Source organism: Alcanivorax sp. IL2 (genome assembly GCF_047495475.1).
GTDB lineage: Bacteria > Pseudomonadota > Gammaproteobacteria > Pseudomonadales > Alcanivoracaceae > Alcanivorax.
On sequence record NZ_CP179932.1, the window covers coordinates 48,586 to 61,573 of the forward strand.

Sequence of the window (12,988 nt, forward strand, 5' to 3'; positions counted from 1 at the left end):
TAAGTCAGCGGCACGCCGAACGTGATCTGCAGCCACTTTCCACAGGCCAGAAACAACAGAAGCCCGGCGGCTGCCGAGCTTCTGGTGTGGTTACCCAATCTGCGGTCTATTAACGACGCAGACCCAGCTTTTCGATCAGCTGCAGGTAACGGGTGCGGTCTTTCTTGGCCAGGTAGTCCAGCAGCTTACGACGCTGGTTTACCATGCGGATCAGGCCGCGACGGCTATGGTGATCCTTCTTGTGACCCTTGAAGTGGTCCTGCAGGCCATTGATATTGGCACTCAGCAGAGCAACCTGTACTTCCGGGGACCCGGTATCGCCTTCTTTCTGGCCGTGCTCTTTCAGGATTTCCGCTTTCTGTTCAGTGGTTAACGCCATGGTGCTTCTCCAATATGCTCAGTGAGTGTCACGGTCAGCCATGCATATTTATAGCTGCCGTCGTTTATTCGGGTCTTAACCCGATACCAGCCGACGGGGGGCTATCCGCCCGTCTTCCAGCACTTCACCGACACCCAGAAATTCCTCACTGGATGCCTGGTAAATACTTACCCAACCGTCCGCGGGACGGTCTGAGCTCATCACTGGCTGACCCTGCTGCAGGTAGTAGGCAGCGTTGTCACCCAGCTCAATGCGCGGCCAGTCTGCCACGCTGGTGGATAAAGGCAAGAGCAGCTCGTCGATTGCCTCGAAGCCGCCGGTTTCCTTGATCTTGCCCAGTTGCTCCAGAGTCAGCATGCGCTCTGCCGGATAGGGCCCGGCAGACAGGCGGCGCAGGGCGGTTACATGGCCGCCACAACCCAGCTTCTCACCAGTATCTTCTACCAGCGAGCGCACATAGGTGCCTTTGGAACAATCCACTTCGAATTCCAGCTCATCGCCTTCGATGCGCAGAATGCGAAGATCATAAATCGTTACCGGGCGCGGTTTACGCTCCACGGTCTTGCCTTCACGAGCCAGCTTGTAGAGCGGCACACCCTGGTGCTTGATCGCCGAATACATGCTCGGCACCTGCTCGATATCGCCCATAAAGGACATCAGGGCATCTTCGATTTGGGCTGCACTGGCGGTCACTTCAGTGGTACTGACCACATCACCGTCCGCATCGCCGGTTTCGGTGATCACGCCCAGCTTGGCAGTAACCCGGTAGCTCTTGTCCGATTCCAGCAGGAACTGGCTGAACTTGGTGGCTTCGCCAAAGCAGATCGGCAACATGCCGGTAGCCAACGGATCCAGACTACCGGTGTGGCCGGCCTTGGCCGCCGCAAACATTTTCTTGACCATTTGCAGGGCGCCATTACTACTGACACCACCGACTTTATCCAACAGCAGGATGCCGTTGACGTTACGGCCACGGGGACGACGTTTTGCCACCTGACAGCTCCGCTACACTAATCGTTTTCGGTTTCGTCGTTGTCCGGACGCAATTCCCGGTCTTCCGCGCGGGCGTCATCAATCAGCTGTGACAGATGCGCCGCCCGTTCCGGGGTCATGTCGTAATGGAAACGCAATTTGGGGGTGGTGCGGGTGTTGAGGCTCTGAGCCAGGCTGCTGCGCAGGAAGCCACTGGCTTTTACCAGCACTTCCTCCGCCTCGGCGCCTTCTTCCTCGCCCTTGCCCAGCAGTGTGAAGTACACATCGGCAAAGGACAGATCCCGGGACACCGTTACATCCTGAATGGTGGCCAGGTTCACCCGCGGGTCTTTCATTTCAAACTGCAGTAACCGCGACAGCTCGCGCTGTATCTGATCGGCAATCCGGTCGGTACGGTTAAAGCCCTGCGGGCGACGATGACGGCTCATGGCTAACGGGGCACGCTCCTTACAGGAAGCGCGCCACCTCCTTCACTTCAAAGACTTCGATCTTGTCGCCGGCTTTCACGTCGTTGTAGCTCTTCACGGCGATACCACACTCCATGCCGTTACGCACTTCCTGGACATCGTCCTTGAAGCGACGCAGCGATTCGAGCTCGCCTTCGAAGACCACCACATCGTCGCGCAACACGCGGATCGGACGATTGCGGTACAGGGTACCCTCGATAACCATACAACCGGCCACGGCACCGAACTTGGAAGAACGGAACACGTCGCGAACCTGTGCGGTACCAAGAATCTCTTCGCGCTTCTCCGGCGCCAGCAGACCACTCATGGCCGACTTGACGTCGTCAATCAGTTCGTAGATCACGCTGTAGTAGCGCAGATCCAGGCCTTCCTGCTCGCACAGTTTCTTGGCCTTGGAATCGGCACGGACGTTGAAGCCCAGAAGCACGCCTTCACTGGTCATGGCCAGGTTGACGTCGGATTCGTTGATCGCACCCACGCCGGCAGACACCAGGTTGACCTTCACTTCGTCGGTGCCCAGATCATGCAGGGCGCCAGTGAGCGCTTCCAGGGAACCGCGTACATCGGTCTTGAGGACGATGTTGACGGTCTTGGTTTCTGCGCTGCCCATGTTCTCAAACAGGTTCTCCAGTTTGGAGGCCTGCTGACGCTTGAGCTTCAGATCGCGATCACGTTCCTGACGGAATTCAGCCACTTCACGGGCTTTCTTCTCGTCGGGCACCACCTGCACCTGTTCACCGGCTTCCGGCGCACCATCCAGACCCAGCACTTCCACCGGGATGGAAGGACCGGCGGTTTTGATGGGCTTGCCGTTCTCGTCGACCATCGCTCGTACGCGGCCGAAGTGAGCGCCAGCCAGCAGCATGTCACCGATATTCAGCTCACCTGCCTGGATCAGAATGGACGCAACGGTACCGCGACCTTTTTCAATGCGCGATTCAATCACCACACCGGTGGCAGAGCCCGTGGACGGTGCTTTCAATTCCAGCAGTTCGGACTGCAGCAGGATGGCATCAAGCAGGTCGTCCACACCCTGACCAGAGTGCGCAGAGACGTTGATGAACTGGTATTCACCGCCCCACTCTTCCGGGATCACATCTTTGGTGGCCAGCTCGTTGCGCACCCGATCCGGGTCCGCCTGCTCTTTATCAATTTTGTTCACGGCGATAATGATCGGTGCGCCGGACGCCTTGGCGTGGTCGATCGCCTCGGCGGTTTGCGGCATCACACCATCGTCAGCAGCAACCACGATCACCACGATATCGGTAGCCTTGGCACCACGGGCACGCATGGCCGTAAAGGCGGCGTGGCCCGGAGTATCCAGGAAGGTGATCATGCCCTTCTCGTGCTCTACATGGTAGGCACCGATATGCTGGGTGATACCACCGGCTTCGCCGTCGGCAACCTTGGCCTTGCGGATGTAATCCAGCAGGGAGGTCTTGCCGTGATCCACGTGGCCCATGATGGTCACCACTGGAGCGCGATCATTGAGATCCCCCTCATCACGGTTAACAACCATGCCCGCCAGGTGATCTTCAAGCACTTCTTCCTGCCCTTTGCTGGCAACGGGCTTGTGGCCCATTTCTTCTACCAGAAGGAATGCGGTCTCTTGATCAATAAACTGATTGACCGTCGCCATTTCACCCATCTTCATCATGGCCTTGATCAATTGCTTGGCCTTGATGTTCATGCGCTGGGCCAGATCGCCCACGGTAATGGTTTCCGGTACTTCGACTTCGTAGATTTTCTTCTCCGTCGGGGTTTTAAAGCCGTGCTGCTTGTTCATGGAGCTCTTCATCTGGCCGTGAGCAACGCCGGCTGATTTCGGCTTGCGACGACGACGGCGAGATTGACGCTCTTCACGCTGATAGCTGGCTTCCTGAGCGGCAACAACAATGGAAGACCCTTTGTCTTCCTCTTCCTCAGGCTTTTTCTCTTCCTGATCGCCACGCTTTTCCAGCTCCGCCGCGATACGAGCCGCTTCTTCAGCGGTACGGCGAGCAGCTTCCTCTTCCGCTTTCTTGCGGGTTTCGGCTTCCTGTTTGCGCTTGGCTTCATCGGCTTCACGCTGCTTGCGTTCGGCTTCTTCGCGCTTGGCTTTTTCTTCCGCCGTTTCTGCCTTGGCAGGCTTCTTGGCGGCCGCGGTCTTCGGCACGGAGACACGCTTGGTCTTCTCTTCTGCCGCCTTTTCGCCGGCAGCCTTGCGCTCGGCTTCCGCACGAGCCTTGGCGTCTTCTTCTTTCTTGCTGGCCGCTTCTTCCGCCTGACGCTTGGCAACTTCTTCGGCCTGGCGCTTCTCTTCTTCCGCCAGACGCGCAGCCTCTTCGGCCGCCTTACGTTCGGCTTCTTCGCGTTCCTGCTCTTCAAGCGTCTCGCGCTTCACGTAGGTACGCTTCTTGCGCACTTCCACGTTCACGGTCTTTGATTTGCCAGCCGCACCGGTCGTCTTGATAGTGCTGGTGGACTTACGCTTGAGGGTAATCTTCTTGGCTTCGGTATCCGCGGCACCATGGGACTTGCGCAGATGAGCCAGCAGCTGCTGCTTCTGCTCATCGGAGACCACTTCGCTGGCATCGCCATGGGGTAGCCCGGCGTCTTTCATCTGCGTAAGCAGTTTCTCGACGGGGGTCCCTACGATGTCGGCCAGTTTCTTTACGGTCGTTTCTGCCATGTCAGCAACACTCTCCTGTCCGTCTCTAGCAGGCTATTGAAAATAGCCTGGGCCATTCCCCTTGGGGCGAATGACCGCACTGCCCGGCACATTCCGGTCAGCGCATTGTGTGCTTATCTTTGCGGACCGTACCGCGAAGATAGCTTGAAAAGCACCTTGTGGCCTTTTCAACACCCTGCTGTTGGTGCCCGCGTCTAATCCGCCAGAACTAAAGGCTGTCAGGCCCCGGCTTCACCTTCATCGGCGAACCAGGGAGCCCGGGCTGTCATAATCAACTCGGCGGCACGCTCTTCGCTCATGCCACTGATTTCCATCAGATCATCCACCGCCTGTTCGGCCAGGTCTTCCATGGTGGCGATACCACGGGACGCCAGCTCAACCGCCAGGTCACGATCCATGCCGTCCATGTTGAGAAGATCTTCCGCAGGCTCGGCCAGTTCAAACCTTTCTTCGGATACCAGTGCTTTGGTCAGCAGGACATCCTTGGCGCGCTGACGCAGGGCATCGACAATATCTTCATCGAAACCGTCGATAGCGAGCATCTCTTCTTCCGGCACATAGGCCACTTCTTCCAGGGTGGTAAAGCCTTCGTCCACCAGAATGCCGGCCACATCCTCATCCACGTCCAGCTCTTTCATGAACGTTTCCAGGGCCTGGGCGGCTTCCTCTTCCTGCTTGTTCTGGGCATCGTCAAGGGTCATGACGTTGAGTTCCCAGCCAGTCAGCTCAGAGGCCAGACGGATATTCTGACCACTGCGGCCAATGGCCTGGGCCAGGGCGGATTCGTCTTCCACCGCAATATCCATGGAGTGACTTTCTTCATCCATTACGATGGAGGCCACTTCCGCCGGCTGCATGGCATTGATCACCAGTTGCGCCGGGTTGTCGTCCCACAGGACGATATCAATACGTTCACCGGCCAGCTCGTTGGAGACGGCCTGAACGCGAGCACCGCGCATACCGACACAAGCGCCCACCGGATCAATACGCTGATCGTTGCTTTTCACGGCAATCTTGGCGCGTGAGCCGGGATCACGGGCGGCACCCTTGATTTCGATCAGCTCTTCACCGATTTCCGGCACTTCAATCTTGAACAGCTCAACCAGCATGTCCGGGCAGGCACGGCTGGCAAACAGCTGCGGGCCACGATTTTCTTCGTTCACGCCCAGCAAGTAAGCCCGAATCCGGTCATTCTGACGTACCGCTTCGCGGGGAATCATGTGCTCACGGGTGATCAGCGCTTCCGCGTTACCGCCCAGATCCAGCACGATGGAATCCCGGCTGGCTTTCTTGACGATGCCGCTGATCAGCTCACCAATGCGATCACGATACTCTTCGATGATCTGGCGACGCTCGGCTTCGCGCACTTTCTGCACGATGACCTGCTTGGCTGTCTGGGCACCGATACGACCAAAGGCTTCGGATTCGATTTCCTCTTCCCAGGTGTCGCCGATCTGCAGCGACGTATCCTGCTCATGGGCTTCATCGAGGGTAAGTTGCTTACCGAATTCGTAGAGCTCTTCATCGGGCACCACGTGCCAAACGCGGAAAGTGCGAGAATCGCCGGACACCCGGTCGATATCCACGCGGATTTCCACGTCTTCTTCCTTAAAGCGTTTTTTGGTAGCGGCCGCCAGAGCAAGCTCGATGGCCTCGAAAATCACGTCACGGCTGACGCCTTTTTCGTTTGATACGGTTTCCGCTACCAGCAGGATCTCTTTGTTCATGGCCAGGCCTTTACAAAGACAAAGTTCTTCAGGGCGTGCTCAGTCGAAGCGAGGCTGCAACCGGGCACGATCTACCTGACTGTAAGGAATACGCAGGGTGTCGCCATCAAGCTCCACCACCAGCGTTTCGCCATCCACGGCCACAATGGCCGCCGTCATTTTACGCTTGCCAGACACCGGCGCCAGCAACTTCAGCTGAACGTCTTCACCGATGTAGTCGGCATATTGCGCAATATAAAACATGGGTCGATCCATGCCCGGCGAGGACACTTCAAGGTTGTATTCGCCGGGAATTGGATCTTCCACATCCAGCACGCCGCTGACTTCATGACTCACCGCCGCGCAATTATCTACCGAAATACCGTCTTCATGGTCGATATACACACGCAAAACAGCCCCGCGCCCCTGGATATGTTCAATACCCCAAAGCACGAAGCCCAAGTCTTCAACGACCGGAGCCAGTAGCTCCGTTAATTGTTCTACGCGTTTCGACATGTCCTTTCCGACAGTACAAACAAAAAATGGGCCTGGGGACATTACAGTGACTGCAAGGAAGCCATGCAATCGACCGCACATCCACCGCCCATTCCACTGCTGCGGATAACAAAAGGCCCCTGCTAGAGGGGCCTTTTGTCCGCTTTGAACCAGCCTTGGCTGATTCCTCTAAGTGGTAGCGGGGGCAGGATTTGAACCTACGACCTTCGGGTTATGAGCCCGACGAGCTACCAGACTGCTCCACCCCGCAATAAACCGTTGAACCATTAGCGCCCCTCGGCACTCGATTTACATTCTGGTGAGTGTAAATCTTTTCGGTTCCAGCTGGTTGAATCTTACTGATTCAAGCGTTCAACCCGCCTCAAATATCGAGCGCAAATAGTACTTAGAGGCGCTCACTCTGTCAAGGCAATCACGAAAAAAACATTTACTTTTCGCTGCCTTAGCACCACCGGGAGCAAACTCCAGACTGTGCCCGCAAACGCCATGGCATCTGCACTGCCGGGACTGATTTCTACGGGCTGGTCGCAGCAGAAATCAACCGGGGCCGGCACAAAAAAACACGTTGCGCCATGCCATGGAGCGATGACAAACCACCTTCATCGCGCCCGGTCGGAAAGCTAGCACCACCAGACCGGGTTACAGCGAGATCCGCCAGCGGATCTCATTTCCAAATTGGTGCCGAAGGCCGGACTTGAACCGGCACGAGCGAAGCTCACTACCCCCTCAAGATAGCGTGTCTACCAATTCCACCACTTCGGCAAAGAACGCTTTCGTTACTGCTCCGACTGAGGCACTTCAGCCGGGGCCGGGGATTCTACCCCAGCTTGAGGCACATCTGAAACCTCTTTTTGTGCCTGAGCATCATCAGATGCCACCGGCACTTCAGACATGGTCGCCGGCACGTCGGAATCCGCTGGAGCAGCCGGCACATCATCTTCCTGCTGCTCGAGGGTTTCCAGTTCCGGCAGGTAGCTGCGCACACCTTCAGCTTCCTGGCGAGCCATCCAGGCCAACCCCATGCTGGTGATGAAGAACACCACCGCCAGCATCGCCGTGGCGCGAGTCAGAAAGTTGGCCGACCCGGCACTGCCAAATACAGTCTGGGAGCCGCCGCCACCGAAAGAGGCACCGGCATCAGCACCTTTCCCGTGCTGAATCAGCACCAGCCCAATCAGGCCAAGGGCCGCCAGCACATGCACTACATGAACAACAATATCCATAATGACTCTATTATTCCGCCGCCTGACAGATAGCAATAAAACTGTCGGCTGTTAACGATGCCCCACCTATCAGACCCCCATCGATGTCTGACTGGGCAAACAGAAGGGCGGCATTATCCGCCTTTACACTGCCGCCGTAAAGCAAGCACAGCGATTCAGCGATATCCTTATCGTTTTGAGCCAGCGACTCCCGCAGAGAGGCATGCACTTCTTGGGCCTGCTCCGGGCTCGCGGTTCGGCCGGTACCGATAGCCCATACCGGTTCATAGGCCACTACAGCCCTGGCGAAAGCGGCAATACCTACCGCATCCACCACTGCCTGCAGCTGCCCGCACACCACGGCTTGCGTGTCACCGGCCTCACGCTCTTCAAGGGTTTCACCCACACAGAGGATCGGCACAAGGCCGGCAGCCTGAGCCCGGGAAAACTTGGCGGCGATCAACGCATCAGTTTCTGCGTACAATGCGCGGCGCTCGGAATGACCAATAATCACGTGACCACAGCCCACCTCGGCCAGCATCGGCGCGGAGACTTCTCCGGTGAAAGCGCCATCATCCTGATCGCTCAGATTCTGCCCGCCTACACCAATGGTCGACGGTAGCACGGATCTGGCCGCAGCCAGGTAAGGATAAGGCGGACAGATCACCACCTCCGCCGCACCTTCATAGCCAGCCAGAGCCTGCGCCATCTCGGCCAGCAGATCCTGCCGCCCGTTCATTTTCCAGTTACCGGCAACCAGAGGTGTTCTTGATTTCATCTGTTATTCCTTGGATATAAAAAGCCTGCCGCCTGACAAAGCGTGACGCCTGCCATTGCCGCGTCCGTTGCCAGGCAGCCAGCGTTACTAGGCAATCGCCTTTTCCACCACGTCGGCCAGTTCCCGACACAAGCTGGCTACCTGATCCGCATCCTTGCCCTCGATCATCACCCGCACCAGTGGCTCGGTTCCGGAGGGGCGCAGCAGAATCCGGCCATTGCCGCCCAGCTTCTCTTCCACGTCCGCCATGGCGGCCTTCACTTCTGCCTTGTCCATGAAACCATCACGGCTGGAGCCGCGCACATTGATCATGGTCTGCGGCAACAACGCCACATCCGCCACTGCATCCGCCAGACTCTGGTCACGGCGGGATAGCGCCGCCAGTACCTGCAGGGCAGACACTGTGCCATCGCCGGTGGAGGTGCAATCGAGACAAACCAGATGACCGGAGGATTCGCCGCCGATCAGCCAGCCTCGTTGATCGAGCTGCTCCATCACGTAGCGGTCGCCCACCTTGGCACGGACGAACTCGATACCCTGCGCCTGCAGTGCCAGCTCAAGACCGAAGTTGGACATCAAGGTGCCGACAACCCCGGGCATGTCTGCCCCACTTTCCTTGCGATCCCGGGCCACCACGAACAGCAGCTGATCCCCATCCACCAGCTTGCCGGTATGATCGACCATGATCAGCCGGTCCGCATCACCGTCCAGCGCAACCCCCAGATCCGCCTTTTCATCCAGCACGCGCTGCTGCAGCTTTTCCGGGTGAGTCGAACCGCAATCGCGGTTGATATTGAAACCGTCCGGGGTATTGGCCATGGCCACCACCTCGGCACCCAGCTCCTCGAACACATCCGGGGCAATGTGATACGCCGCACCATTGGCGGTATCGACCACGATCTTCATGCCACTCAGGTTCAGGCCGGGAACGGTGCTCTTGCAGAATTCGATATAACGGCCACGGGCATCATCGATCCGGCGCACCTTGCCGATCTGGTCAGTGGCAACCACCGACATCTCTTCGTCGAGCAGACGCTCGATTTCCAGCTCAATCTCATCATTGAGCTTGCGGCCATCGGCCCCGAAGAATTTGATGCCATTATCGGTATAGGCATTATGGGAAGCGGAAATAACGATCCCCGCCTGGGCCGACAGGGTGCGAGTCAGGTAGGCGATGCCCGGTGTTGGCAGCGGGCCGAGCAGACGAACATCGACACCGGCGGCAGAAATACCGGCCTCAAGTGCCGATTCAAACATGTACCCGGAGATACGGGTATCTTTGCCGATCAGAATCTTGCTGCCACCATGGGCGGCAAGTACCTTGCCGGCGGCCCAGCCCAGCTTGAGCACGAAATCCGGGGTAATGGGGAATTCCCCCACCGTGCCTCGCACGCCATCCGTCCCGAAATACTTACGCGCCATGACTACTCCTTGTGCGGTTATTTTATGCGATGACTATCGCCTGACTGCCTCACGGCGTGGGCGAAACGCACCACATCCACGGTTTCCTTTACATCATGGGCACGGACAATCTTCGCTCCGCGCTCAATACACATGACCGCCGCCGCCAGGCTGGCCGGCAATCGTTCGTTCACTTCCCGGCCCAGCAGCTTGCCGAACAGGGACTTGCGCGAAATACCAATCAGGACTGGCAGCGCGAGTTCCTGCAACGCGGCCATTTCATTCATCAAGGTAAGATTGTGCGCCACGGTCTTGGCAAAGCCAAAGCCCGGGTCTACCAGCAGTCGCTCACGGGGAATGCCCTCCTGCTCGCAGGCAGCGATACGCTGACGCAGAAAATCGATCACTTCAGCGGTCACATCCGCGTAACGGGGATCGTCCTGCATGTTGCCGGGCTCACCCAGCATATGCATCAGACACACCGGCAATTCACTGGCGGCGGCGGCCCCCAGCGCACCGGGGCGCCGCAGGGCGCGCACATCATTGATCATGCCGGCACCGGCAACAGCAGCATCACGAATCACTGCCGCTGTGCTGGTATCCACCGACACCAGGGCGCCAAGCTCACCAGTCAGGGCCTCCACCACCGGCACCACCCGGTCCAACTCCTGCTGCTCGGAGACCGGTGCTGCACCGGGGCGCGTGGACTCGCCACCCACATCAATGATCGCCGCGCCGTCCACCAGCATCTGTTCAGCCTGGCGCAGGGCGGCATCCCGCTCGGTAAAGCGGCCACCATCGGAGAAGGAGTCCGGGGTTACGTTGAGTATCCCCATAACGACAGGCGCGGACAGGTTTAGTGTCCGCGCCCCACAGGTCAGCGTTTCAATCATGGATCAGAGGGATCAATGGGTATTGGCAGGCCCGCCGATGGCATCGTCGCCCGGCTCCTTGTCACCGCCGGCTGCAGCACCATTACCCGGCCCCTGGTCACGCCAGTCTTTCGGCGGACGCGGCTTGTGGCCGGTCATAATGTCCTCGATCTGGTTAGCATCAATGGTTTCGTACTGCATTAATGCTTCAGCCATCAGATCCAGCTTGTCGCGGTTATCTTCGAGAATTTGCTTGGCGCGGCCATAACAGCTGTCGATGATCGCCCGCACTTCACGGTCAATCTCTTCTGCAGTCTGCTCGGACATGCTCTTGCGCTGGGACATCTGCTTGCCGAGGAAGACCTCACCCTCTTCTTCCTCGTAGGCCAGCGGCCCCAGCTTCTCGCTCAGGCCCCACTTGGTCACCATGGCACGAGCCAGCTTGGTGGCACGCTCGATATCATTGGAGGCACCGGTAGTGACACCATCAAAGCCCAACGTCATTTCCTCCGCCAAACGCCCGCCATAGAGCGAACAAATGGAGGATTCCAGGCCGCGCTTGGACTGGGAATATCGATCTTCTTCCGGCAAATACATGGTCACACCCAGCGCACGACCGCGCGGAATAATGCTCACCTTGTAGACCGGGTCATGCTCAGGCACCAGACGGCCAACAATGGCGTGACCGGCCTCGTGATAAGCCGTGTTCAGCTTCTCTTTCTCGCTCATCACCATGGAGCGACGTTCGGCACCCATGAGGATCTTGTCCTTGGCTTTCTCGAACTCTTCCATGGACACCATGCGCTTGTTGGCACGGGCAGCAAACAGCGCCGCTTCGTTGACCAGATTGGCAAGATCGGCACCGGAGAAACCGGGGGTGCCGCGGGCAATCACGCTGGGATCCACGTCTTCAGAGATTGGCACCTGGCGCATGTGAACCTTGAGTACGTGCTCGCGACCACGGATATCCGGCAATGGCACCGTTACCTGGCGATCGAAACGGCCCGGGCGCAGCAGCGCCGGATCCAGCACGTCGGGGCGGTTGGTGGCAGCGATGACGATGATGCCTTCATTGCCATCAAACCCGTCCATTTCCACCAGCAGCTGGTTCAAGGTTTGTTCACGCTCATCGTGCCCGCCACCGACACCGGCACCACGGGAACGGCCCACCGCATCAATCTCATCGATAAAGATGATGCAGGGAGAATGCTTCTTGGCCTGCTCGAACATGTCACGGACACGGCTGGCGCCGACACCCACAAACATTTCCACAAAGTCTGAGCCGGAAATGCTGAAGAAAGGCACCTTGGCCTCCCCCGCAATGGCCTTGGCCAGCAGGGTCTTACCGGTACCCGGTGAACCAACCATCAGCACGCCACGGGGAATCTTGCCGCCCAGGCGCTGAAATTTTGCCGGGTCACGCAGGAACTCGACCAGCTCCTGCACTTCTTCCTTGGCTTCTTCCACCCCTGCCACATCGGCAAAGGTGGTCTTGATCTGGTCTTCGCCGAGCAGCTTGGCCTTGGACTTGCCGAAGGTCATCGGCCCGCCGCCGCCTTTACCACCACCCTGCATCTGGCGCATGAAGAAGATAAAGATGGCCAGAATAATCAGGATCGGCAGTACCGACAGGAACAACTGCATCAGGAAGCCCTGACGCTCGGGCTCCACACCTACCACATTCACCTTGTTCTGGATCAGCGTAGGCATCAGGTTGGTATCCAGTGTCGGCGGTTTCACCGTCTTGAACTGGCTGCCATCCTTGTAGGTGCCCGTGATCGCGCTTTCGCCGATCTTGGCTTCCTGCACGTCACCACTCTCTACCCGAGAAATAAAATCCGAGTAGGGGATACTGGTTGAAGCAGGCTGAGTGCTGATGCTGGATGCCACCACGTAAAGTACGCCGGCAATAACCAGCCACAGCACAATATTCTTGGTCATGTCGTTCAAAGGAGACCTCGATCAATTCCGGGCGCTTCACGCGCACACTAACGAACTTACAC

The 12,988-nt window shown here is 58.0% G+C and carries 11 protein-coding genes and 2 tRNA genes; all 13 read right to left on the reverse strand.

The genetic code is table 11. The features are described from left to right. Positions 1 to 109 precede the first annotated feature (109 nt). The 13 genes from rpsO to ftsH all read right to left on the reverse strand — a co-directional run bounded on the left by rpsO (position 110) and on the right by ftsH (position 12,926). A complete protein-coding gene (gene rpsO / locus ACMG4N_RS00235; RefSeq protein WP_035248417.1) occupies positions 110 to 379 on the reverse strand; it encodes a 30S ribosomal protein S15 in 270 nt (89 codons plus the stop codon). 75 nt (positions 380 to 454) lie between these two features. Continuing rightward, on the reverse strand, positions 455 to 1,372 hold the full coding sequence (gene truB / locus ACMG4N_RS00240) for a tRNA pseudouridine(55) synthase TruB (RefSeq protein WP_297766914.1): 918 nt from the start codon (positions 1,370 to 1,372) through the stop codon (positions 455 to 457). Positions 1,373 to 1,389: 17 nt separating this feature from the next. Beyond that, positions 1,390 to 1,800, reverse strand: a complete 411-nt coding sequence (gene rbfA, locus ACMG4N_RS00245; RefSeq protein ID WP_290509610.1) for a 30S ribosome-binding factor RbfA — start codon at positions 1,798 to 1,800, stop codon at positions 1,390 to 1,392. A 19-nt stretch (positions 1,801 to 1,819) separates the two neighbouring features. Then, the gene (gene infB, locus ACMG4N_RS00250) at positions 1,820 to 4,510 is read right to left on the reverse strand and encodes a translation initiation factor IF-2 (RefSeq protein WP_335627388.1); all 2,691 of its coding nucleotides are present in this window, start codon (positions 4,508 to 4,510) and stop codon (positions 1,820 to 1,822) included. A 218-nt stretch (positions 4,511 to 4,728) separates the two neighbouring features. Further along, the gene (nusA, locus tag ACMG4N_RS00255; RefSeq protein ID WP_335627389.1) at positions 4,729 to 6,237 is read right to left on the reverse strand and encodes a transcription termination factor NusA; all 1,509 of its coding nucleotides are present in this window, start codon (positions 6,235 to 6,237) and stop codon (positions 4,729 to 4,731) included. Between the two features lie 39 nt (positions 6,238 to 6,276). Next, on the reverse strand, positions 6,277 to 6,732 hold the full coding sequence (gene rimP, locus ACMG4N_RS00260) for a ribosome maturation factor RimP (RefSeq protein ID WP_297766921.1): 456 nt from the start codon (positions 6,730 to 6,732) through the stop codon (positions 6,277 to 6,279). Between the two features lie 173 nt (positions 6,733 to 6,905). Continuing rightward, positions 6,906 to 6,982, reverse strand: a tRNA-Met gene (locus ACMG4N_RS00265). A 426-nt stretch (positions 6,983 to 7,408) separates the two neighbouring features. After that, positions 7,409 to 7,494: transfer RNA gene (locus ACMG4N_RS00270), tRNA-Leu, on the reverse strand. A gap of 14 nt (positions 7,495 to 7,508) precedes the next feature. Then, positions 7,509 to 7,955: a preprotein translocase subunit SecG gene (gene secG, locus ACMG4N_RS00275; RefSeq protein WP_297766923.1), complete on the reverse strand. Its 447-nt coding sequence runs from the start codon at positions 7,953 to 7,955 to the stop codon at positions 7,509 to 7,511. Between the two features lie 10 nt (positions 7,956 to 7,965). Beyond that, positions 7,966 to 8,712 (reverse strand): triose-phosphate isomerase, encoded by a 747-nt coding sequence (tpiA, locus tag ACMG4N_RS00280; RefSeq protein WP_414432489.1) that lies wholly within the window; start codon positions 8,710 to 8,712, stop codon positions 7,966 to 7,968. Positions 8,713 to 8,799: 87 nt separating this feature from the next. Continuing rightward, positions 8,800 to 10,134 carry a phosphoglucosamine mutase gene (gene glmM, locus ACMG4N_RS00285; protein ID WP_414432490.1) on the reverse strand — a complete coding sequence of 445 codons (1,335 nt, stop codon included), beginning with the start codon at positions 10,132 to 10,134 and terminating at the stop codon, positions 8,800 to 8,802. A 17-nt stretch (positions 10,135 to 10,151) separates the two neighbouring features. After that, positions 10,152 to 11,006 carry a dihydropteroate synthase gene (gene folP / locus ACMG4N_RS00290; RefSeq protein ID WP_414432491.1) on the reverse strand — a complete coding sequence of 285 codons (855 nt, stop codon included), beginning with the start codon at positions 11,004 to 11,006 and terminating at the stop codon, positions 10,152 to 10,154. A gap of 12 nt (positions 11,007 to 11,018) precedes the next feature. Beyond that, positions 11,019 to 12,926, reverse strand: coding sequence for an ATP-dependent zinc metalloprotease FtsH (ftsH, locus tag ACMG4N_RS00295; protein WP_297766930.1), 1,908 nt, complete (start codon positions 12,924 to 12,926; stop codon positions 11,019 to 11,021). Positions 12,927 to 12,988: the final 62 nt, after the last annotated feature.